Origin of the sequence: Kocuria aegyptia, from assembly GCF_039530085.1 — a bacterium.
Lineage (GTDB): Bacteria > Actinomycetota > Actinomycetes > Actinomycetales > Micrococcaceae > Kocuria > Kocuria aegyptia.
This window is the reverse complement of record NZ_BAAAOA010000046.1, coordinates 694,510-716,966: the sequence shown is the minus strand read 5'-3', so window position 1 is coordinate 716,966 and position 22,457 is coordinate 694,510. Positions and strand designations below refer to the sequence as shown.

The window sequence follows — 22,457 nt, the reverse complement described above, 5'->3', positions numbered from 1 at the left end:
TCGGAGTCCTCGACGGACTCCCCGCTCGGGCGATCGGCGCAGGAAGCTCCCGCCCGGGTCCGCAGCCGGCCCGTACGCCCACCGCGCCCGGCAAGGCGCGCCCCGGTGCCGCTGCCGTGCAGGCGTAAACTGGGGAACCTGGGGTGGCCGAGGACGGCTGGTCGCCCTGCACGGGGTGGCCCGCCGGGCTCCCGCGTCCTGCGACGGCCCGCGTCCACCCGACCGACCGGGGGAGTCCCCATGCAATCCGCACCTGCTGCCACCGAGCTGACCGCCGTCTTCGCCCGCATCCAGGGCATGCTGCTGAGCCAGGAGTCGGCCGAGGCCGCCGCCGCCCAGCTGTCCCGGGCGGCCCGGGAGCTGATCGGCTCCGCCGCCGGGGCCGGGGTGTCGCTGCTCGACGAGACCGGGCGCAGGGCGTCCACCGCGGCCACCGACCGCGCCGTGGAGTCCGCTGACGCGGCGCAGTACGAACTCGGGCAGGGCCCGTGCCTGAGCGCCTGGGCCACCGAGTCCCTCCAGCGCATCGACGACACCGCCACCGACACCCGCTGGCCCGACTGGAACCGGGCGGCGGCCGCGGCCGGGATCGCCTCGGTGCTCAGCGTCCCGGTGCTGTACCGGGACCGCTGCCTGGGAGCGATGAAGATCTACGCGACCACCGCCGGCGCGTTCGGCACCAGGGAGGAGCGCCGGCTGCTCCTGCTGGCCTCGGCCGCAGGCACTCTGCTGGGCGCCGCCCAGGGCAGCGACGCCCCGCACCGGCTCAGTGCCGCGATGCAACAGGCCCTGACCGACCGGACCGCCGTGGAGGCGGCCACCGGGATGCTGATGGAGCGCCACTCCACCGACCACGAGTCCGCCCGCCGGATGCTGCTCACCGCCTCCCGGGACCAGGGCCGGCCACTGGCTCAGATCGCCCGTCGGGTCCTGGAACGGACCGCGGACACAGCGCTCTGAGGGGGCAGCTCGGATGGATGATGATGCCGTGGGCCGGCAACAGGCCCACCTGGTGCGCCAGGCCATCGAGTCGACCGGGATCGAACTCGGTCAGCTGTGGGTGCACTACTTCAGCATCGGCGGTGAAGCCGGGGAGATGGAGATCGACGCCTTCCTGCACCACTCCCTGACCCTGCCCCCGCTGCAGCGCGACATGCTGGCCCACGCGACCAACGAGCTCCTCGACGATCAGCGACCGCCACGGATCCCGCAGGCCTCGGACCTGCTCGACCACGACGAGCCGGACGGTGCCGACCAGGACCAGCACGGCACCGAGGACGAGGACACCGCAGGCGGGCCCTGAACCCGGCGGTGACCCCGCGGCCGAGGGCCTTCAGCGGCCGTCCCCGGCGCCCGGCCCGGGGCGGGCGGGGCGGCGCGGCATGGACAGCTGCCCCGTCTCGACCACCTCGGCGGCGATGGCGGCCATCTTCCGGTTGCCGTCCTGGCTGGCAACGCGCAGCAGCTCGTGCGCCTGGTCCCGGGTGAGCTTGTGCTGGGCCATCAGCACCCCGATGGCGGTGCCGATCTCCCGGTTGGACCGCAGGGCGACCTCCAGCTGCTCGGCCCGCTGCCGGGTCAGCTCCAGTGACACCGCCCACGCGGCGTGCGTGGCCAGCAACGTGCCGGCCCACACGGTGGCGGCGTCGAAGGCATCGGGCACATCGGAGTACAGATTCAGCCCCGCGAGCAGATCCGGGTCCGCGACCAGGGTCAGCCGATAGGCCAGCGCACTGCGCATCCCCAGCTCCTCCGCGGCCCGGGCCCCGTACACCGGCCACCGGCCGTCGACGGCCAGGTCCTCGCTCAGATGCACGCTGTCCTCCAGCACCGCGTCCACGCACGGGCCCGACCCCAGCTCGTACTGGATCGCATCGGCCGCACGGGCCTCCTCGCCGGTGGCGGCCAGCGTGCGGAACCTGCCCTGACGCAGCGTGGTGATACTGGCCCACCGCACCCCGGGCAGGGCCGCCACGGCGTGCTCGATCACCGCCTCCACCAACGTGTCGGCCGCCGCGCCGCGCAGCTGCTCCCCCAACCGCAGCACCGCATCGGCGACCTCCGCCATCGCGGCAGGATCGGCAGGCGACGTGGGAACGGGCACGCCCATGGACACCCCCATCGGTTCTCCGGCGACGACCCTGCGTCCCAGACCACGAATGCCTCACTGCTGAAGCATCCACCGAGTCTATCCATCCGAGGTCACCCCTGGCATCTCCCGCTCCACCGGTTCGGGGACCACTCCACCGCCACACGACATCGTCCCGCCGCCCGGGGGTCTGACGGCCCTCGGCACGGGCACGTCCTGTCAGCTCGTCGAGCGCCGAGGTGGACCCGGACACAGATCACGGCGGGGACGTGTCACCCCCGGTTGACGACCAGGCAGTGTCCCCTGCAGCCGACCGCCCGGACGACTAGCATCCGGCCCCGGTCCGGGAGGATCCCGGCGAGGTGGCCTCCGGACGGACACCGATCGCCTGGTGCCGGCGGTGCTGGGCGAGCCGCTGCGGCTGTCCGGCCTCCTGCAGGACGTCCTGGCGCACGAGCTCGTCGAGGTCCACCAGGCACAGACAGTGACCGGCCCCGCCCACGGCGAGGAGGGCGACGGCCAGGAAGGCGATGGTCGTGGTGAGCACCCGGCTGCGCACGGACCGCAGCTCCCTCGGACTCCTCTCCCACCGTGCGCCCGCCGTGCGGCCCAGCCCGGCGACGGCACGTGAGAGGAGTGCGTGGGGGGCAGGACGAAGGAGGGGACGGGCCGCACGGCCCGTCCCCTCCTGGCTCGGCGCGGGGTCCTGTCCCCCGGGCTCAGTACTTCTTGTGGCGCGGCTTGCGGAACGGCTTGTCGCCGTCCCGGTCGCCCGCGGAGAACCCGGAGCGCTTGCCCTGGTAGCCGCCGCGGGAGTCGTCGCCGCGGGCACCGCCGCCGCGGCGGGGGCGGTCCTGGTAGGAGGACGAGGTGCTGCGGGGCCGGGCTCGGCCGCCGCCGCCCGGGCCGCGGTCGGCCTCGAGCTGGATGAGCTCCCCGTTGATGCGCGTGCGGGAGAGCCGGTCCAGGGTCGAGGCGGGCAGGTTCTCGGGCAGGCCCACCAGGGTGTGGGTCGAGCGGATGTCGATCGCGCCGATCTGCTCGCCGCTCAGCCCGCCCTCGTTGGTCAGGGCCCCCACCACGGAGCCCGGCGAGACGCGGTGCCGGTGGCCGACGGACATCCGGTAGGTGGCCATGCCCTTCTCGGTGCGCGGCTCGCGGCGCGGCCGGTCGTCGCCGTCCCGTCCCGGGCGGTCCCGGTCGCGGGTGCGCTGCACCGGCTCGGGCAGCTCCTCCACGAAGAAGGGCCGGCCGTCCTGGGCCATCACGGCGATCGCGGCGGCGATCTCCACGGCGTCGACGTCGTGCTCGGCCTGGTACTGCTCGACGAGCTCGCGGAACTGGGCGAGGTCCTCGGACTCGATGGTGTCCGTGATCTGCTGGGCGAACTTGTCCTTGCGGGTCCGGTTCACGTCCTCCGTGGAGGGCATGCGCATGAGCTCCACCGGCTGGCGGGTGGCCTTCTCGATCGCCCGCAGCAGGTACTTCTCCCGCGGGGTCATGAACAGGATGGCCTCGCCGGAGCGCCCGGCGCGGCCGGTGCGCCCGATCCGGTGCACGTAGGACTCCGTGTCGTGCGGGATGTCGTAGTTGACCACGAGCGAGATGCGCTCGACGTCGAGCCCGCGGGCCGCGACGTCCGTGGCCACGAGGACGTCGATCTTGCCCTCGCGCAGGGCCTCGACCGTGCGCTCGCGCATGTTCTGCGGGATGTCGCCGTTGATCGCGGCGGCTGCGTAGCCGCGGGCCTTGAGACGGTCGGCGACCTCCTCGGTGGCGGCCTTGGTGCGCACGAAGACGATGACGCCGTCGTAGTCCCCGACCTCGAGGATGCGGGTCATGGCCTCCATCTTGTGGGAGCCCATGACCTGCAGGTACCGCTGGCGGGTGTTGGTGCCCGTGGTGGTCTTGCCCTTGACGGCGATCTCCTGCGGGTCCCGCAGGTACTGCTTGGCGATCTTGCGGATCGCCGGGGGCATGGTTGCGGAGAACAGCGCGACCTGCTTCTCGACGGGCGTCTGCGAGAGGATCTGCTCGACGTCCTCGGCGAAGCCCATGCGCAGCATCTCGTCGGCCTCGTCGAGGACCACGTACTGCAGGTGGGACAGGTCCAGGGAGCCCTTCTTGAGGTGGTCGATGACGCGGCCGGGCGTGCCGACGACCACCTGGGCGCCGCGGCGCAGCCCCGCGAGCTGCGGGCCGTAGGGGGAGCCGCCGTAGACCGGCAGGACGGTGAAGTCCTCGAGGTGGGTGGCGTAGGAGGAGAACGCCTCGCCGACCTGGAGGGCGAGCTCGCGGGTCGGGGCGAGCACCAGGACCTGGGTGTCGCGGGAGACCCCGTTGATGTCGGAGAGCTCGGCGAGCCGGGACAGCGCGGGCACGGCGAAGGCCGCGGTCTTGCCGGTGCCGGTCTGGGCCAGACCCACCACGTCCTTGCCCTCCAGCAGCACCGGGATGGTGGCGGCCTGGATGGGCGTGGGGTTCTCGTAGCCGACCTCGTCGAGGGTGGCGAGCACCCGGGAGTCGATGCCGAGCTCGGCGAAGGTGATGGTGTGCTCCTCGGCGGTGCCGGAGGTGCTGGGGGTGTCGACGGTCATGGAGAAGTGCCTCGTTATCTGTGCGGGTGGCGGCCCGGGAGCATGCCCAGGGGCGTCGGCCACGGTCGTGGTGTCCGGACGTCCCTGCCAACCACTTGGAGCCCCGCACGGAGCGGGAGCGTCGGACACGGCGCGACACGGGCCGCGGCCGAACACGATGCACGGACGGCATCGCGTTGCACGAGAAAGTGAGGGAGTGACCGGATTCGGTCCGCCCAGTCTAGCGCACCCGGTGGGGCGGTCATCCCCGGCGACGCACCACCACGAGGTGCTTCTCGTCACGCACCTCGGTGTAGCCGGTGCCGTAGCGCTGCCGGGCCCAGTCCGCGACGTCCCCCGGCGGTCTGCCGCCCCACGCGCCGCCGAGCCGGTCGACCACCACGTACTCGGGGGCGGGATCACCCTCGGACCCCAGCCAGTGCACCTGCGCGCGGGGCACGAGGTGGTGCAGCAGGGTCAGGTCCGTGGCCACGCTCGCGCCCTCGGGGACGGCCGCGACGACCGCGGCCTTGACGTCCGCCCGGGGGTCCGGCCGGTAGGCGGCCGGGTCCGTGAGATCGGCCAGCGGGCGCCCCGGGACCAGCAGGAGGGCGACGACGAGCGCCAGTGCCGGCGCGGCCCGGGCCGGCCGCCGGAGCCGCCCGTGCCGCAGGTGGAGCACCGCGTCGAGCAGCGCGACGAGGACGATGGGCATGAGGACGGCGCTGTAGTGCCACCCCGCGCCCCAGTAGCCGTGATTGGGCGAGAGCATCCGCCAGACCAGCGTGGGCAGGGCCACGAGCGCCAGCGGCGAGCGCAGCACCAGCACCACGCCCACGGCCAGCAGGGTCAGCCACGTGAGCGCCTTCTGCCCCGGCACCACCAGGGAGACCAGCGCCCCGGCGGGATCGGCCGCCGCCGCCGCGAGGTCCAGCCGGTCCGCGTACGCGAACCGGCCGTCCGGGCTGAGGGCGGGCAGCACCACGGTCACCGCGAGGGCCGACCAGGCCGCGCCCCACGCGGCGAGCGCGAGCCCCAGCGCCACCGGCCGGAGGTCCCCGTCCGCCTCGCGGTGCGCCCGCCAGGCGAGCACCAGGCCGAGCACCGCGACCGTGACGCCCAGGTCCTCCTTGACGAACGCGACGGGGGCGGCCCACAGCGCGGCCGCCGTCCACCGCCGCTCCACCAGGCAGCCGAGGGCGAGGACCAGCAGCGGCAGGGCGAAGGCCACCTCGTGGAACTGCACCGCGACCGCGGCCTGCAGCCCGAAGCTCAGCCCGTAGGCGAGTCCCAGCGCCGCGCCCGGACCCGCGCCGAGCGCCCGCACCGCGAAGCCCGTCAGCGCCCCCGCGGAGACCGCCACGAGGACGTCCTGGACCACGAGCAGCGTCAGAGCGGAGGGGAACAGCGCGTAGACCGGTCCCAGCAGCACCAGGATCGGATGGAAGTGGTCGCCCAGCAGGTTGGCGCCGTGGCCCTTGATGTGCACGACCGGGCCGTCCCCGGCGGCGTAGGACTTGGCGAGCTGGGTGAAGATCCCCAGGTCCCAGGACGGGACCTCCCAGCGGTGCCACTGGAGCAGTGACCACCACAGGTACAGGACGAGCACGAGGAGCCCCACGCCCAACGGCACCAGCCGCGCCCGCCCGGTGAGCGGCACGGGACGGGCCGGCGGTGCGGCTCGACGCAGCGCGGTGGCGGGCATGGCCTCCTCGGTGGCGGGGGGCGCCGTCGGACAGGACTGTCATCATGGTCTCATGACCGTCACCGCTCCCCCGCCCGCCCGCCGGCGCCGGGTGACCCCGGATGCCGAGCTCGTGTGGGACCCGGAGGGCGCGCTGCACCTGGGCCAGACCCTCGGCGTGCTGGGCCGCGGCAGCGCCGATCCCCTGGTGCGGGTCACGGCCCCCGACACCGTGTGGGTCACCGCCCGGACCGCGACGGGCCCGGTCACCGCCCTCTTCTCCCGCACCGGCGCCGGGCGCCCCCTGCAGCGGCCCGTGCTCGTGCGCGCGTGGGGCCCGGGCGCCGAGGAGTTCCTGCCGGAGGCACCGCGCTGGGTGGGCGCGGAGGACGCGTGGGAGCGGTTCGAGGCCTCGGACGCCTTCCGCGCGCTGCCCCACCGGCTGCGCGCGGCCCGGCACCACCACCCGGGGCTGCGGCTGCCCTCGACCGGCCGGGTGCTGGACCGCGCCGTGCTCTCGGTGCTCGAGCAGCGCGTCACCGTGCGCGAGGCCGTCGCCGCCCACCGGCAGCTCGTGCGGCGCTACGGCGAGCCCGCCCCGGGCCCGGCCCCGGAGGGGATGCGGATCGCTCCGACCGCCGAGGCGTGGTGCCGGGTGCCCGTGTGGGAGTGGCACCGGGCGGGGGTCGACGGCGCCCGCGCCGGCACCGTCCGGCGCGTCGCCGGGCGGGCCGCCGCCCTGGAGCGCCTGGGCCGGGCACCGCTGGACGCCGAGCTGCACCGCGGTCTGCGCTCGATCCCCGGGCTCGGGCCCTGGACGGTCGCGGAGATCGTCCAGTGCACGCACGGGGACCCGGACTCGGTCAGCGTCTTCGACTTCCACCTCGCGGACACGGTGTGCTGGTTCTTCGACCGGCGTCCCGGCGACGACCGCCGGATGCTCGAGCTGCTGGAGCCGTGGCGGGGCGACCGGCAGCGGGTGGTGCGCCTGCTGCGCGCCTCCGGCTTCCGCAAGCCCTCGTTCGCCCCGCGGCTGCACCCGGAGGACCACCGGCGCCGCTGAGCCCCGGCGCGCGCCGGGGTGTGCCGCTGCGCGCCGGTGAGGGCATCCTGTCCTTGCTGGCACGGCCCCACCGGCGCGAGTTCAATGGAGCCATGACCACCGAACACGTGATTCAGGAGCCGCACGGCGTGGGCTACACCGAGCGGATGAACAAGCTGCGGGCCGGGGTGCTGGGCGCCAACGACGGCATCGTCTCGGTCGCCGCGACGGTCGTCGGCGTCGCGGGCGCCACGGCCAGCTCGAGCGCGATCCTCACCGCGGGCGCCGCCGCGCTCGTCGGCGGCGCGCTGTCCATGGCCCTGGGCGAGTACGTGTCCGTGTCCAGCCAGTCGGACTCCCACCGGGCCCTGGTCGAGAAGGAGAGGCGGGAGCTCGCCGAGATGCCCGAGGCGGAGCTGCAGGAGCTCGCCGCGATCTACCGGGCCAAGGGGCTCTCGGCGGGCACCGCGCGGCGGGTGGCGCAGGAGCTGACCGAGCACGACGCCCTGGCCGCGCACCTCGACGCGGAGCTCAACATCGACGAGGAGGACATCGTCAGCCCCTGGAACGCGGCGGTCGCCTCCGCACTGTCCTTCCTGCTCGGCGCCCTGCTCCCGCTCCTGGCGATCCTGCTGCCGCCGGAGGAGTGGCGGCTCCCCGTGACGTTCATCGCCGTGCTCGCGGCCCTCGCCCTCACCGGCTGGCTCGGGGCCCGCCTCGGGGACACGCCGCAGACGGGTCGCGCGGCCCTGCGCGTCGTCGTCGGCGGCGCCCTGGCCCTCGTCGCGACCTTCGCCGTGGGCTCCCTGCTCGGCGTCACCGGCGTCGTCTGATCCGCTCCCGGCCGGGCCGGCCCCGCCGCTCCGCGGGCACGGGCGCCGGGCACGCCCGGGACGACGACGTCGGGCCCCGCCTCCGAGGAGGCGGGGCCCGACGCGGTGCTCGGAGCCGGATCCGAGGTCAGGCGTTGGGCGCGTCCTGGGACTGCTTGGCGACCTCCGCGCGGACCTCGTCCATGTCGAGGCCCTTGACGGCGTCGATGACCTGGTCGAGGGCGGAGGCGGGCAGGGCGCCCGGCTGGGAGAAGACGAGGATGCCCTCGCGGAAGGCCATGAGCGTGGGGATCGACGAGATCTGGGCCGACGCGGCGAGCATCTGCTGGTCCTCGGTGTCGACCTTCCCGAACACGATGTCCTCGTGCTTCTCCGAGGCGGCCTCGTAGGTCGGCGCGAACTGCTTGCAGGGTCCGCACCACTCGGCCCACCAGTCGAGCAGGACGATGTCGTTCTCGGCAATGGTCTGGCCCAGGGTGTCCTGGGTGATGTCAACGGTAGCCATGTCCTCCAGCGTAGAGGCCCGGCCGCCCGGGGGCACAGGATTTCACTCCCGGCTCAAGACCGGGCGGTGGGCGCGAACTAGACTGGGCGTCCGGGCCGGGACTCCGGCCCGGGCCCCTGGACCGGTCCTGCGGCCCGGAGGCAGATCCCGTGCACGCCGAGGTGCGCCATGAACTTCGAGATCGGCATCTTCTCCCTGGGCGAGGTGGTCCCCGACCCCGTCACGCACACCCGTCCCGACAACCGTCAGCGCCTGCGGGACATCATCGAGCAGGCCGAGGCCGCGGAGCGCGCCGGGCTCACCGTGATGGGCGTCGGGGAGAACCACGGGACGGACGTGGTCGCGGCCTCCCCCGTGGTGCTGCTGTCCGCGATCGCCGGCCGCACCCACCTCATGCGGCTCACGACCGCCGTCTCGGTGCTCACGGCCGGGGATCCCGTGCGGCTCTACGAGCAGACCGCCATGCTGGACAACATCTCCGGCGGGCGTGCGGAGATGATCGTGGGCCGCGGCGCCTCCCAGCGCGTGCTCCGCGCCCTCGGCCTGGAGCAGGAGGACCACGACGCCCAGTTCGAGGAGAAGCTGCTCCAGCTGCTCCGGGTGCGCGAGACGAATCCTGTGACCCTCGTCGGCCCGCTCCCCCAGCAGGGCGTGGAGCTCGATCTCCAGCCCCGCCCCCTTCAGCCGTGCCTGCCGATCTGGCTGGGCACCTCCGGCACGCCGGCCTCCGTGGCCCGCGCCGGCGCGCTCGGGCTGCCGCTCGCCCTGCTGCGCACGCACGGCCCGTTCGCCGAGGCCGTGCCCGTCGTCGCCGCCTACCGGAGCGCCCTCGAGTCGTCCGGCCGGGATGCCGGCACCCCGGTGAGCCTCAACGTGCCGGGCTTCGTGGCGCGCACCCCGGCGCAGGCGCGGGAGCTCAGCCACCCCTACTTCGCCGCGGGGGCCCGCAGCCACGGACCGGTCCACCCTGCGGATCCCCGCTGGTCCCGGGAGGAGTACGACCGGGAGTGCGCTCCCGCCGGGACGCTCGTGGTGGGGGACGTGGACGAGGTGGTCGACAAGATCGTGGCGCAGCAGCGCGCGCTCGGCCACGAGCGCCTCCTGCTGCGGATGGACGCCGGCGGCGTCCCGCACCACCTGGCGCTCGAGTCGATCACGCTGCTCGGCGCCGAGGTCGTCCCGCGGGTGCGCGCGGTCCTGGGCTGACGCGGGGCGGCGAGCCCCCGGCCCCGGCTCCCGGGGCTCAGGCCTGCGCCGGGGACGCCGTGAGCACGACGTTCTTGCCCCAGAGGTCCTCGGTGTAGCAGCTGACGATGACCAGCCGGTCCGGGACGATGCGCCAGATGTCGCTGTCCTTCAGGGTGTTCTTGTCGTGGGTGACCACCGAGTCCACCACGTACTCGAGCGTCCCGGTCGCGGTCTGCAGCTCGATCTCGCTGCCCACCAGTCCCGGATCGCTCAGCCGGTTGAACGGGGCGTCCCGGTCCTCCCAGCTGTGGCCGGTGATGTAGGTCGTGTTCTCCGAGCCCTCGCCCGGCATGCCGTAGGGGGTGAGCCAGTAGCCGTCCAGGGTGTCCGGCGGGACCAGCAGCTCCGTGGCCAGCTCCTGCGCACTCGGCGCCAGGGGCAGGACGGCCACGTCGAACCGGGCGTCCTCGACGACCAGCCGCACGGGGGCCGCCGCCGCCGGCCGGTCCGAGGACGCCGCGGCGGACGGGGCGTCCGTGGTGGGAGGCGCCGAGACGGCTTCCACCGGGGCGGTCGCCGTCACGGCCGGGGCGCCGGTGCCGGGCTCCGCCGCACCCCATGGGTCCGTCAGCAGCACCGTGGACAGGACCGCCACGGCACCGAGACCGCTGACGGCGGCCCAGCGCGCGCCCGCGCGACGGCGCGGCACGGTCTCCTGCTCGGGTGCGTCCATGCGCAGTCCTCCGGGGCTCGGCTCGGGAGATGGCTGCGCCCTGGTGCCGCGCGTACGCGGCACCAGGGCGGATCAGCGGTTCGGGATCAGGCGCGCCCGCGGCGCATCCGGAAGGCCACGGCCCCGGACACGGCCGCACCGGCGGCCAGCAGGCCGGCCAGCACACCCGTGCTGAGCCCGCCCTCCCCGGCGGTCTGCATGTTGATGCCCTGGTTCACACCGGTGCCGGTGCCGGCTCCGGCCCAGTCGTCCGAGTCGCTCCAGTCGGTGTCCGTGCCGGTACCGGTGCCGACGCCCGTGAGCAGCGGCCCGCAGTTGCTCTCGAACAGCGCCACGAGATCGGCGCCGTCCTCCATGAAGACCTCACCCTGCGCCCGGGCCTCGCGGGCGGCCGCCTCGAAGTTCGCCGCGGCAGCGGTGGTGGCCGCGTAGGCCTCGGCCACGGCCGGGTCGCTGTTCGAGGCGGCGTAGGACTCCTGCAGGCGCAGGATCTCGTTCCACGCGGCCTGGGCGCGGTCGATGGTGTCGTCGTTCACGATCGCGTCCTCGAGCACGGCCTGCTGCGTCTGGAGCTGGCTCAGGACCGCCTGGTCCGTGACGAGGGAGTTGAAGTGCGTACCGGCGTCGTAGAGGTGGTCCGCAGCGGTGACCAGGTTGGTCACCGCGGTGCTGGCGGCGGGGGCCACGCAGGTGTCGGCGTGGGCCGCGGGGGCGCCCAGGAACAGGCCTCCGGCCAGGACGGCAGCCGACGAACCCGCGGCCACCCACTTCTTCACAGCAGTCATATCGGTCTGTCTCCTCAATCGTTCAGAACCCCGGGCCTGCCCCTGGGGTACCAGCGCGCGGCACAGTCCTTCCCAGCGTCCTCGGCGCGGTGCACCGACGGGAGCGCTGCAGGGTCGGTCGTGCTGCTGGTCATCCGGAGTAGGGGGTCCCGACGCGCCGGCTCGGGGAGTGCTGGCACGTGGCCGGATGATGCTGTCGCCTCAAGCTACAAGGATATTCATCTTCTTAGCAATTGTTAAGGCTGGAACGGCGCGGCGGCCTCTCCCGCGCGTCCCCGGATCAGGGGATCCCGGCCCCGTATTCCGGCGCGGACTCCCGCCCGCAGGAGGGCCCCTCTCCCTGCACCACCACCGGCCGCGGGGGCCTCGGGGCCGCCGCGGGGGGACGAGCTCGTCCCTGCCGCGGGGGACCGCGCCACCGCTCGTGACCAGGCACGACGAAGGCCCCGGTCGGAGGACCGGGGCCTTCGTCGTGGAGCTCGTGGCAGATGAGGGATTCGAACCCCCGTAGGCATTGCCAGCTGATTTACAGTCAGCCCCCTTTGGCCGCTCGGGTAATCTGCCGGGGTGCTGCCGCCGGCCCGTCCGGACCGGTGGTGGCGGCCCCCGCGTGCGGGAGCAGTTCAACAGTACAGAACATCCGCCGCGATGCGAAATTGCCGGGCCCTGCTCAGGCGGCGAGCCGCTCGCACACCTGCTGGAGGAACTTCTCCGCCTGCTCCGCGGTGATCTCGCCGTGGGTCACGGCCTCCGCGAGGTCCTGGGCGACGCCGACGAGCCGCTGGGCCACCTCGGGGTCGATCCGCTCGGTGGCCGAGGCTCCCGAGTCCGGACGGGACGGCGGCGCCGTTCCGTCGGCGGTCGCCGCCGCCGGGCTCAGCCCGATGCCCATCAGCAGGACCGCCGCCAGTGCGGTGGCCGCCACGGCGCTCCCGCGCAGGGTGCGCCCCGGGCTGGTCATCACGTCGTCGTGACCCTGGGATGTGCTCATGCCGCCATCCTGGGAGACCGACCTGGACGGACCCTTGGCCACAGGTCACGAAACGGTGACGGGGCCCTCCCGGTAAGCTGGGCCACAGTCCCACGGGCCGCACGCCGCCCGCCCACCGTCCCAGCCCAGGAGGCAGCATGGCCAGCGATTCCTCGTTCGACGTCGTCAGCAAGGTCGACAAGCAGGAGGTCTCCAACGCCCTGAACCAGGCCCAGAAGGAGATCGCGCAACGCTACGACTTTAAGGGCGTGGGCGCCGAGATCGACTTCTCCGGCGAGAAGATCCTCATGAAGGCGAACTCCGAGGAGCGGGTCAACGCCGTCCTCGACGTCTTCCAGTCGAAGCTGGTCAAGCGCGGCATCTCCCTGAAGTCCCTCGACGCCGGCGAGCCCTTCGCCTCCGGCAAGGAGTACCGGATCGAGGCCTCCGTCAAGGAGGGCATCGCTCAGGACCAGGCCAAGAAGATCACCAAGCTCATCCGCGACGAGGGCCCCAAGGGCGTGAAGGCGACCATCCAGGGCGACGAGCTGCGGGTGTCGTCGAAGTCCCGCGACGACCTCCAGGACGTCATCGCCCTGCTCAAGGGCTCGGACCTCGAGGTGGACCTGCAGTTCATCAACTACCGCTGATTCAGCGGATCGCCCCGGGCACAGCACGCCCAGCCCTCAGTGGTCCGCCCGGAGTCCGCCGGAGGGCTGGACACCTGGCCCATCAGGGCAGCGGCCGCCCGACTCGTGGTGTCCTCCGCGCTGGTCCACCGGTGGGGGCTGATGCACCGATGGGTGACCAGGCGTTGCGGATCCCCATGACGGACGAGGACACATCGGGCGGCGTTCGGGAGCCTCAGCAGGACGGAGGCCAACGGGAACGGATGTGTCTCTTCGCAGACGGCTTCAGCCTCTACAACGGCATCCATGACACCTGCGGCCGCAAGTACCCATGGCTGGCTCCGGTCAGCCTGGGCGAGGAGCTCCGCCCCAGAAACGGAAACGCTTGCGCCAAGCACGTCACGGCCGACGTGATCGGGGAGCCCCACGCGGCACGTCGTCAGGCGGCACAGCTCAACGCCTTGACGGTGAGAGAGAGAACCAAGCTTCGGGTCGTCAAGGGCCGCTACCGGCTTTCCGACCGGTCCTGCCGGAGTTGCGGGGCCACCTGGACACGGCGTGAGGAGAAGGAGACAGAGTCGACATCGCGCTTCACATCCTGCGTGACGCTTCCCTGGGAACCTATGATTCCGCGCTCATCGTGAGTGGCAACAGCGACATGTCGCCGGCCCTCCGCATGGTTCAAGCATCGCGTGCAGACCACTTCGTGGCCGTAGCGTTTCCGCCGTCACGGCTTCCGTACGAACGGGAACGGCTGATGCCGGCCTCCCTCGTGATCAGCGAAACGAAGCTCAGGCGATCATCGATGCCGGACCGCTCTGAGGATGGGCTCCGCCCCCGCGCCCATGCTCGGCCGGAGACATGCGACTGAGCTTTCTCTCGCCCGGCCTCGAGGACGGAGGCGACCCCGCCCAGGAGAAGGCGGGGGCGCCTTCGCTGCGCCGGAAGCGCATGTGCTGCCCGGCCGCCGGGGAACGGCACGATGGGGCTGCGGCACCGCTGAATGGGCCGGCGCCCTGAGTGAACCACCAGGCTGCAATCCAGCCAGGACGGCCCGGTCCACAGGCATCGAGCTTCCCCGAGAACGACGGACGTACCCTCTGCCGCGAGGTGGGCGGGGCGATTAGTCTCACATGCATGATCACTCCGAAGCGGCTCCACGAGATCTGCCGGTTCTACGACCTGTTGGCGGCGAGGGTGGCCGAGAGCTCCGAGCCGTTGACGATGCTGCAACGGCAGGTCGTCGTGGACATGATGGGCGAGCTCATCGAGCACGCCAAGGAGACCGCGACGGCATGACGCAAGCGCCCCACCCACCGGGGTGAGGTCGCTTGCGTCGAAGGCGCCGGGGGACGCTGTCCGGGTCACCCGGGGATCAAGGTCGACAACTCCACGACAGATGCGAAGGACTGTTACTCGACAACCGGCTTACGACGTTCCTCCGCGGCAGCCGAACCTTTTCGGCGTCCCCACTAGTAACGACGCATACGAGGGAGACTCACCCATGACACGTCGGTACCGTCAAAACTGCGGTGACCGAAGCGACGCACAGGTTCGATGCAAGATGATCCCTGGGGGGACAGCGAACCTGTCGCTACCAGAGACGGTTGCCGTAGAGAGCGCCCCCTCATTCCCCTGAGTGTGGGCGTTCTCGCCACGTCTGCCACGACAAGAACGCCCCCGCCCTGCCGGAGCAGTGCGGGGGCGTTCGTGCATCCAGGCATGGGGGGACCCTGGATCGTCCACCACTGGGGGGTGTGGTGTGCCCGTCGGGGGCCGGACGCCTCGACGGTATCATGCCTAGTCACAGGCAACTGGTGGCAACTTCTCAGCAGCGGGCAGTCTTCACGAGACACCGTCAGTCGTCGCTGTCGTGCCCCCGGGTGCAGGTATTGCCCTCCACCCACGCTGTGATCGCAGACTCGCGGACGTGGCCGTTGGGCCCGCGGCCTTTGACGGAGCGCAGGCCACCGTGCTCGGGACCGATCCGGCAGAGAACACAGATGTGCTCGGCACCGCCGCCGAGGCGCTCGGCAGCTTGTGCGGGAGTTGGGTACTCCTCCGGGGCACCATGCGCCTGGACTGAACGACGAATGTGTGGCATGAGTTCCAGCTACCAGGCGGACGACGGGAGGGGGCTCGCACGCAGAGGCGTCCTGGCTGAGGGCCTCGGCGAGGAGGATCTCATCGGGCGAGTCACCGACCATGACCTCGTCGTCCGACTCGCATCGGAGTCAGGAAGTGCGCGCGCAGGACTGCTCCGGCAACTCCGTCCCTCAAGTCCGCAGCGAGTCCGCAGGAGCCCCGCCCGGACCGACTACCGGCACACAGCGGAACCCCGGAATCACGCGGATCTCCGGCATCCACAACGGTCCGCTATCGCCCCGGCCCAGTTCATCGACCACCGCGGGCCCGGGCCGTCGGGCAGGGACGGACGAGCGCTACGGGACGGCGTCCTCGCCCGCCCAGGCCACCGCGTAGAACCGCGCGGAACGGGAGTCCAGCAGCTCGGCATAGGGACCCGGCTCCAGGGCCTGCGCGGAACCCTCCGGGACCTCCGAGACGAAGGCGGACACGCCCAGTCCGGCCTCATGACCCTCCAGGGTCAGGCCGGCGGCCTCCAGGATCGTGGGGTACATGTTCAGCTGGTCCACGCGGGGGCGCAGCTTGCCGTTGTTGTCCTGGCCGGGAACCCAGATCCGGTTGAAGATGGTGCGGTTGTCGTGGTGGTCCAGCTGCTCGTGGAAGGCGTCGCCGGCGCTCATGTGCTTGAGATGGTCGCCCATGATCACCACGGCGGTGTCCTCGAGGTAGCCTCTCTCCTTCATGTGGTCCACGAATTCGGCCACCTGCGCCATGGAGCAGGCGAACACGGAGGTGACCTTGTCCTGCGTGTCCACGGTGCAGTAGTCGAAGACGTGCACCGGCTCGTGCGTGTCCAGCGTCAGCACGGAGAGATGGAACGGCCGGCCGGTCCGCTCCGCCTCGGCGTGCAGCTCGTCGACCTCGTCCTGGGCGTGGGCCATCAGGCGTCCGTCGCTCAGGCCCCAGTCGCCGCGGAAGTTCTTCTCCGGTTCCCCGGCGGCGCGCCAGTCGGAGAGGTCCTTCACCTCGGCGTAGCCGTGGCTGCGGAGGAAGACGTCCTTCGCGGCGAAGGAGGCGTTGGCGCCGCCCAGGAAGACGCTGTGGTAGCCGTGCTCGCCCAGGACATCGCCAAGGCAGGTGGACCCGCCCAGGTAGGTGTCGAGGTCGCCGCCCAGGTTGTTGAGGGTGCCGCTGCCCGCGGCGGAGCCCGCGCCTTTCAGCGGGATGCCGCACTGCGTGGAGGCGAGACCGGCCATGGTCCAGCCTCCGCCCCGGTACTGCTGGAAATCGTCCACGCTCTGCCAGCCGTCCGAGGCCTGGGTGACCTCCTGGAGAGGGGCGAAGGCGTCCTTCTCGAAGAGCTGGTCGTCCGCGAGGGTGGCCTCGCCGGACTCGAGGTAGATCAGCACCAGGTTGCGCTTGTGCTCGTCGCTCGTGACGGCCGGCGCCACGTAGTAGTCGCCGAGGTCGTACTCGGACTTCCCCGCCTTGATGTAGGCTCCGACGCCCACCGTGGTGGCGAAGGCCGTGGTGCCGCCGACAACCACCGCCGCCACCAGGGCGGTGGAGACGGACCGCATGATCCACTGCGAGCGGCGAGAGCGCAGGTCGTCGCCGCTCCGGCGGCGCGTGCGGCGCCGGGCGTACTGCCACAGGCCGATCCCGGCGGTGACGAGCAGGGGCACAACGCCGATCCCCAGGATGCCGAGCCAGACGATGGGACCGCCCCCGCCGTCGGTCTCCACGGAGACGAGGTTCAGGAGCATCTGACCCACGGAGATCTCGCCCCAGAAGAAACGGATGCCGGCGGCGGCGATGAGCAGCGCGAGACCCGCCCAGATCAGGACGTAGACCAGGATGCGCCCCAGGACGACGCCGACCTGTCGGATCACGGGAAGAATCCGGGCAGACATGGCAGCACCTCGCGTTCCAGATGCGCGCGTGTTCGCCGAACACCCTTGACGTTGAGCCCGTTCTCGGGCTCATAGAATCCTAGTGCCGTTCCGCCGCCCGTTCAACAGTTGTTCACCTGTGAGTAACACGCCGTGCACCGGAGCACGCACCGCGTGGCCCCGCTCGTGCGCCGATGGCACCGACCATCCCGTGGAGTGGTCGGCACCGTCGTCGTCGAGGATCAGCGGCGGCCGATGCCCGCCATGCCCTCGAGCCGGGCCACGCGGTCCGCGGTCGGCGGGTGGGTGCGGAACAGGCTCGCCGCGCCGCCGCCCCGGAACGGGTTGGCGATCATCAGGTGCGAGGTGTTGACGAGCTTCTGGTCGGCGGGATTCAGCGGCCGGGCGTTCGTGCCCATCTCGATCTTGCGCAGGGCCGAGGCCAGGGCGAGCGGGTCCCCCGTGAGCCTCGCGCCGTCCTGGTCGGCGTCGTACTCGCGCGTGCGGGACACCGCGAGCTGGATGACGGTCGCGGCCAGCGGCGCCAGGAAGGCCAGGACCAGCCCCACCAGGGGATTGCCGCGGTCACCGCCCCGCCCACCGCCGAAGATGGCCGTGAACTGGAGGAACTGCGCGGCCGAGGTGATGATGCCGGCCACGGCCGCGGCGATCGAGGACGTGAGGATGTCACGGTTGTAGACGTGCATCAGCTCGTGGCCGAGCACGCCCCGCAGCTCGCGCTCGTCGAGCAGCTGGAGGATGCCCTCGGTCACGCAGACCGCCGAGTTCTCCGGGTTGCGCCCGGTGGCGAAGGCGTTCGGGCTCATCGTCGGCGCGATGAACAGGCGGGGCATCGGCTGGTTCGCCCGCTTTGACAGCTCCCGCACGATCCGGTAGTACCCCGGTGCCTGCTGCTCGGTGACGGGGATGGCGCGCATGGAGCGCAGCGCGAGCTTGTCGCTGTTCCAGTAGCTGTACGCCGTGGAGGCCAGGCCGATCAGGGCGAAGACCCAGATGAAGACGCTGCTGCCCGTCCCGCTCGCCACGACCCACCCGATGGCCAGCAGCACCGCCCACAAGCCGCCGAGAAGCAGGACGGTCTTGAGCCCGTTGTTGTGGTTGTGCATCGCGGGTGTGGCTCCTTCGTGCGGGAGGCGGGTCTTCCGTTGGGCACAACCTCGCCGGCGGCGCCGGTCTTCCCGGGCCGGACAACGTTCAGCAACCTCCCAGCCGGTTCCCGGTGTCCTGTCGTCCGCCCTCGGGGGGGACGGTCCGCGGTCACTCTCCGGCGGACGGGCCGATGGGGTCGGAGGGACCGGTGACACCGGCATCACCCGGCGCCTCGGGAGGAGGCTCGGACGCCGGGGGAACGGACGCGGGGACCTCGCCCGACGGGGCACCGGGGACCGGGGTCCCGGTTGCCGGCGTCCCGTCCGCAGGTGCCCCGGTGGTCGGCGCCCCGCTGCCCGGGGCTCCGTCCGCGGGAGGCGCGTCGGTCGGGGCCTCGGTCGCCGGGGCCTCGGTCGCCGGAGCCTCGGTCGCCGGAGCCTCGGTCGCCGGGACATCGGCCGCAGGGAGCTCCGGCCCGGGGATCCCAGCGGCCGGTCCCTCGGGCGCAGGCGTCCCGGCAGCCGGAGGCTGCCGGACCGGGCCGTCGCCGGCTCGGGCGCCGTCGTCACCCGCGGGCGGCGGCGCCGGAGCGCCGGCCCCGCCACCGGCCCCCGGCGAACCGCCCCTGGTGCCGCTGCCCGGGGATCCTGCACCCGAGGACTGTGCGCCCGGCGACTGTGCGCCCGACGCCGCGGGCCGAGGCGCGCGGCCGTCGTCCTGGACGCTGCCCGGCGTGCGGGGTGCCGCCTCGGTGCGACGGCCCGTCGACGCGTCGGCGCCAGCTCCTCGCGCGCCGGCGGCCGAACCGTCCGCCGCGGCGGCGGCGACGGTGATCGACCCACCGTCCGCGCGGGCGGCCCGAGCCTCGGCGGCGGCTTCGGTCAGCGGGCCGGGGGACGGCTCGGAGGTCGGCAGGGACAGCACCCTGTCCGCGGCGCCGGGCACCGCGGCACCGGGTCCGCGGGCCGCGGTGGCCGTGCCGTCGCCGGCCCCCGGGACAGCGGGCGGCGCGGAGTGCGCCGTCGCCCCGGAGCCGCCGGTGCGCCCCGTGGCCTGCGTCGTCCCGTCGCCGAGACCGCCGGAGCCCGTGACGGCTACGCCTGCCAGCGCCACGGCGGCCGCCAGGGCGCCGGCGCCGAGCAGCACCTTCCGGCCCTGCCGGGAGACGTGGACGGCGGCGAGGGCCCCGCCGGCCACGTCGGTGCCCGGAGCCGCGCTGATCCGCCCGGCGCTCATCCGTCCTGCGGTCCGGACCAGCTCCGCGAGCTCGTCGGTCCGGGCATCCCGCAGCGGCACGCCGGCGAGCACGGGCAGCAGCCAGCCGCGCAGGCCCGCTTCGGTGTCCTGCAGATAGAGGTGGTCGGCGGTGCAGCGAGGGCACTCCTCGAGGTGGCGCTGCACGGCTTGCGTCCGCTCGGCGGGCAGGCCGCCGTCGGCAAGGGCACCGAGGTCGGCCGCGCAGTCCGGGCACCCGGGCAGGGCCGGCAGGTCCTGCCTGGCCCGGCGGTAGGCGGCGCGAAGCCCTGCGCGCGCCTCGAGGTGCAGCGCGCTGGTAGCGGCCGGGCTCAGTCCCAGCACCGCGGCCGTGCGCTCGACCCCGAGGGCCTCGATCTCGAGGTGCCACAGCACGGCCTGCCAGGACGCCGGAAGGCCCAGATAGATGCCGGTGACCGTCTCGGCCGCGACCTCCCGCTCCACGCCGGCCCGTCCGACGACGGCGACCAGCCGTGCCCGCAGGAAGACCCCCGGTCCGCCCTCGTCCCCGCTCTCGTCACCGATCTCCGCGAGGACCTGGTCGAAGGCCGTGCCCGCCAGCTGCTCCGCGTCCTGGCGGCTCGGAGTGTGCAGCCGGGCCACGACCACGGCGGTGTGCCAGTGCCGGTCCCGCAGGTCCGGGAAGGCGTCGGGGCGCTGCGCCCGGACCGCGGCGAGCAGCTCCTCGTCGGTGCGCGGTTCGCGCCCCTGGGCGAGCGCCTCGGTCGTGCGCGTCATGGGATCTCCGTCGGTCTCGGGAACGCTCGGTCACCTTGCGGTGCGGGCGACCCGGGAGCGGTGCCGCGGGCTCGCGGCCCCCTGCGAACACGATGACGTCGCGCCCGCCGATAGCGTGCGGCTGCTGAGACTGTGGACCCCCCGGTCCCCCGAACCCATGGTAGAGCGCCCCGGCGGACGGCGGCACGCCTCCCCCGTCACGAGCCGTTCCCGTTCGTAACACAGCGCTGCGGGGAGACGCCGGCGAAGACCGGCGCTCAGCGGTGGGAGTGGTCCTGCTGCCGGCCCCTGCCCTCGCCCGGGCCACCGCGGCCGCGCTGTCCCTTCTCGAGGTGACGGCCCTGACGACCGGCGTCCTTCCAGGCCTGGGACTTGTGCTGGTGCCAGTCCGTCCCGCGGTGGCGCGGCCCGGGCTCGGCCTGCCCCGCCGCGGGGGCGCCGCCGGCCCGCTGGTGCACGTGCTGGCGTCCGGCACCGGGGGCGGTGCCCGTGCCGGCAGAGCTGCTCGGCGGCTGGGTCGTCCCGGCCGGCGGCACCGGCGCCCTGAGCGGCGCCGGGCTGGGGTCCAGGGTCGGCAGGGAGCTCGGCACCGAAGGAGCGGGCGACGGGGTGCCCGCCTCCTGCACCGGTGCGGGGGCTCCCGTCTCCTGCGCCGGCGCAGGAGCGCTCGAGGAAGCCTCCGACGTCCGTGCCGGTGCCGTGCTCGCGGAGGAGGCCCTGGACGACGTGCCCCGGGCGGCTCCACCGGTCGACGCCGCACCGGTCGACGCCGCACCGGTCGACGCCGCACCGGGCGTCCCGGACGCCGCGGAACGGACCCCGCCCGGTGCGGACGCCGGCGGCTGCGCTCCTGCGCCCGGCCGGGCGACCGCGTCGCTCCCGGCCGGATCCGACGCGCCCGCGGCGGCGGCGTCGGCCGCTGCGCCGTCCCGGTCGGCCCCGGCCACGAGCGCCGCTGCCTGCGAACCTGCACCGTCCTCGAGCGCTCCGGCCGGGACGCCGGCCGGGCCCTGCTCGGCGGCGGCCACGTCCGAGCGGGACGAGCGACCGTCGCGCTCCGGTGCGGCGCCCTCGGCGCCCGGGGTGTCGTCGTCGGCCTGCCCCGCCCCGGCCGCAGCATCGCCGGCGCGCGCGTCCTGCAGGTCCTCGGCGGTGCGCGGCGCCTGCTCGGCGGCGAGACTGTCGGGGGCCGGGACGGGTTCGCCCCCGCCGGACACGCTCACCGCGGCGACCGCCACGGCCGTCGCCAGGGCACCGGCGCCCAGGAGGACCTTCGCCCTGCGGCCCGACCACGGGGAGGCTCCCGCGGCACCGTGCGGACGGGCGCCGGAGGGCCCCGTACCGGCGCGGAGGGCAGCGCCCCCCGCAGCGGCACCCGCACCGGCAGCAGCGGCGGCGCCCGTCGCCGCGCCTGCCCCGTCGGGTCCGCCGGCACCGGCGATGAGGTTCGCGAGCTCGAGGGCCTCGGTGCCCCACAGGGGCAGGCCGGCCAGCACGGGGAGCGTCCAGGTGCGCAGGCCCGTCCCGATGTCCTGGCGGCTCAGGTACTCGGCGGTGCAGCGCGCGCACCCGTCCAGGTGCGCCTTGACGTCCCGCCGGCTCCGTTGCCCGCGGGTGCCGCGGACGAAGTGGGGCAGCTCGCCGGAGAACTCCGCGCAGTCCGGTCCCGGTGCCCGGTCCGCCGCCGCCTGGCCGTAGAGCCCCCGGAGCCCCCGGACCATGTCGCGGTGCAGACCGGCGGCCGCGACCGCGCCGAGACCCAGCGCCGCCGCGGCCCGGCGGGCGCTGTGGCCCAGGACCTCGGTGCGCCAGAGGAAGGCCTGCCACTCGGCGGGCAGGCCGCTGAAGACCCGGACCAGGGACGTGGGGTCCGCGGGATCGTCCGGCAGCGCGACCGGCCGCGTCCCGCCGTCGGCCTCCCGCCCGACCATCCACACGACGAAGGCCCCGAGGAAGGCGCGCGGACCGCCGCCCTCGCCGACGATCTGCTCGACGCGCCCGAGAGCCGCCGCGGCGACGCGCTCCGCCTCCTCCGCGCTGCCGCTCCGCGACCGCGCCACGGCGAGGGCCGTGCCGTGGTAGCGCTCCCGCAGCACCCCGAAGGCGCCGGCGTCCCCGGAGTGGGCGGCGTCGAGGAGGACGTCGTCGCGGAGGGCCTCCACGTCCCCGGTGGGGCCGTTCGAGCGGGCGTGGGCAGGACGCGTCATGTCTGTCTCCGTGGTGGTCGCGGTCGTTCGGGAAGAAAGAGCTTCGGGAACGTCCCGTCCGCGCCGCGGGCGCGCACGCCACGACGGCGGTGCCGGACCCCCATCCCCCGTGCACATCGTAGGCGCAGGTCAGAGCC

19 protein-coding genes and 1 tRNA gene are annotated in these 22,457 nt (G+C 73.6%); 7 read left to right on the top strand and 13 right to left on the bottom strand.

Translation table 11 applies throughout. From position 1 onward, the window contains the following. Positions 1-240: 240 nt before the first annotated feature. Together ABD220_RS17580 and ABD220_RS17575 are read left to right on the top strand one after the other, a co-directional pair. Positions 241-960, top strand: a complete 720-nt coding sequence (locus ABD220_RS17580) for a GAF and ANTAR domain-containing protein (protein WP_344124771.1) — start codon at positions 241-243, stop codon at positions 958-960. A gap of 13 nt (positions 961-973) precedes the next feature. Next, positions 974-1,303 carry a hypothetical protein gene (locus ABD220_RS17575; protein WP_344124770.1) on the top strand — a complete coding sequence of 110 codons (330 nt, stop codon included), beginning with the start codon at positions 974-976 and terminating at the stop codon, positions 1,301-1,303. A 30-nt stretch (positions 1,304-1,333) separates the two neighbouring features. Here the strand turns inward: ABD220_RS17575 and ABD220_RS17570 are convergent, their stop codons facing one another. From ABD220_RS17570 to ABD220_RS17555, 4 genes are all read right to left on the bottom strand, one after another. Next, positions 1,334-2,104 carry a GAF and ANTAR domain-containing protein gene (locus ABD220_RS17570; protein WP_344124769.1) on the bottom strand — a complete coding sequence of 257 codons (771 nt, stop codon included), beginning with the start codon at positions 2,102-2,104 and terminating at the stop codon, positions 1,334-1,336. Positions 2,105-2,414: 310 nt separating this feature from the next. Continuing rightward, a complete protein-coding gene (locus tag ABD220_RS17565; protein ID WP_344124768.1) occupies positions 2,415-2,648 on the bottom strand; it encodes a hypothetical protein in 234 nt (77 codons plus the stop codon). Between the two features lie 160 nt (positions 2,649-2,808). Then, complete coding sequence (locus ABD220_RS17560) at positions 2,809-4,686, bottom strand: DEAD/DEAH box helicase (protein WP_344124767.1); 1,878 nt, start codon at positions 4,684-4,686, stop codon at positions 2,809-2,811. 241 nt (positions 4,687-4,927) lie between these two features. Then, positions 4,928-6,370 carry a DUF2079 domain-containing protein gene (locus ABD220_RS17555; RefSeq protein WP_344124766.1) on the bottom strand — a complete coding sequence of 481 codons (1,443 nt, stop codon included), beginning with the start codon at positions 6,368-6,370 and terminating at the stop codon, positions 4,928-4,930. A gap of 52 nt (positions 6,371-6,422) precedes the next feature. Here ABD220_RS17555 and ABD220_RS17550 point away from each other — a divergent pair, with 52 nt between their 5' ends. Next, entirely contained in the window at positions 6,423-7,412 is a 990-nt protein-coding gene (locus ABD220_RS17550) for a DNA-3-methyladenine glycosylase family protein (RefSeq protein ID WP_344124765.1), read from the top strand. A gap of 92 nt (positions 7,413-7,504) precedes the next feature. Next, positions 7,505-8,224 (top strand): VIT1/CCC1 transporter family protein, encoded by a 720-nt coding sequence (locus ABD220_RS17545; RefSeq protein WP_344124764.1) that lies wholly within the window; start codon positions 7,505-7,507, stop codon positions 8,222-8,224. 127 nt (positions 8,225-8,351) lie between these two features. On the opposite strand, the gene ABD220_RS17540 is transcribed toward ABD220_RS17545, so the two are convergent. Continuing rightward, positions 8,352-8,729, bottom strand: coding sequence for a thioredoxin family protein (locus ABD220_RS17540; RefSeq protein WP_344124763.1), 378 nt, complete (start codon positions 8,727-8,729; stop codon positions 8,352-8,354). 168 nt (positions 8,730-8,897) lie between these two features. On the opposite strand from ABD220_RS17540, the gene ABD220_RS17535 reads away from it, so the two are divergent. Then, a complete protein-coding gene (locus ABD220_RS17535) occupies positions 8,898-9,935 on the top strand; it encodes an LLM class flavin-dependent oxidoreductase (protein ID WP_344124762.1) in 1,038 nt (345 codons plus the stop codon). 37 nt (positions 9,936-9,972) lie between these two features. Here ABD220_RS17535 and ABD220_RS17530 read toward each other — a convergent pair whose 3' ends face one another. The 4 genes from ABD220_RS17530 to ABD220_RS17515 form a co-directional block, all read right to left on the bottom strand. Beyond that, positions 9,973-10,650: a class F sortase gene (locus ABD220_RS17530; protein WP_344124761.1), complete on the bottom strand. Its 678-nt coding sequence runs from the start codon at positions 10,648-10,650 to the stop codon at positions 9,973-9,975. Between the two features lie 86 nt (positions 10,651-10,736). Then, positions 10,737-11,435, bottom strand: coding sequence for a hypothetical protein (locus ABD220_RS17525; protein ID WP_344124760.1), 699 nt, complete (start codon positions 11,433-11,435; stop codon positions 10,737-10,739). A gap of 482 nt (positions 11,436-11,917) precedes the next feature. Then, positions 11,918-11,999: transfer RNA gene (locus ABD220_RS17520), tRNA-Tyr, on the bottom strand. Between the two features lie 106 nt (positions 12,000-12,105). Then, entirely contained in the window at positions 12,106-12,426 is a 321-nt protein-coding gene (locus ABD220_RS17515) for a hypothetical protein (protein WP_344124759.1), read from the bottom strand. A gap of 137 nt (positions 12,427-12,563) precedes the next feature. On the opposite strand from ABD220_RS17515, the gene ABD220_RS17510 reads away from it, so the two are divergent. Together ABD220_RS17510 and ABD220_RS17505 are read left to right on the top strand one after the other, a co-directional pair. Beyond that, complete coding sequence (locus tag ABD220_RS17510) at positions 12,564-13,055, top strand: YajQ family cyclic di-GMP-binding protein (protein WP_188536264.1); 492 nt, start codon at positions 12,564-12,566, stop codon at positions 13,053-13,055. Between the two features lie 1,116 nt (positions 13,056-14,171). Beyond that, on the top strand, positions 14,172-14,333 hold the full coding sequence (locus tag ABD220_RS17505) for a hypothetical protein (RefSeq protein ID WP_344124758.1): 162 nt from the start codon (positions 14,172-14,174) through the stop codon (positions 14,331-14,333). A gap of 1,142 nt (positions 14,334-15,475) precedes the next feature. Here ABD220_RS17505 and ABD220_RS17500 read toward each other — a convergent pair. From ABD220_RS17500 to ABD220_RS17485, 4 genes are all read right to left on the bottom strand, one after another. Beyond that, positions 15,476-17,032, bottom strand: coding sequence for an LTA synthase family protein (locus ABD220_RS17500; RefSeq protein WP_344124757.1), 1,557 nt, complete (start codon positions 17,030-17,032; stop codon positions 15,476-15,478). 221 nt (positions 17,033-17,253) lie between these two features. Then, positions 17,254-18,138, bottom strand: a complete 885-nt coding sequence (htpX, locus tag ABD220_RS17495) for a zinc metalloprotease HtpX (RefSeq protein WP_344124756.1) — start codon at positions 18,136-18,138, stop codon at positions 17,254-17,256. Positions 18,139-18,289: 151 nt separating this feature from the next. Beyond that, a complete protein-coding gene (locus tag ABD220_RS17490; RefSeq protein WP_344124755.1) occupies positions 18,290-20,113 on the bottom strand; it encodes a zf-HC2 domain-containing protein in 1,824 nt (607 codons plus the stop codon). 257 nt (positions 20,114-20,370) lie between these two features. Next, on the bottom strand, positions 20,371-22,320 hold the full coding sequence (locus ABD220_RS17485) for a zf-HC2 domain-containing protein (protein ID WP_344124754.1): 1,950 nt from the start codon (positions 22,318-22,320) through the stop codon (positions 20,371-20,373). Positions 22,321-22,457 lie beyond the last annotated feature (137 nt).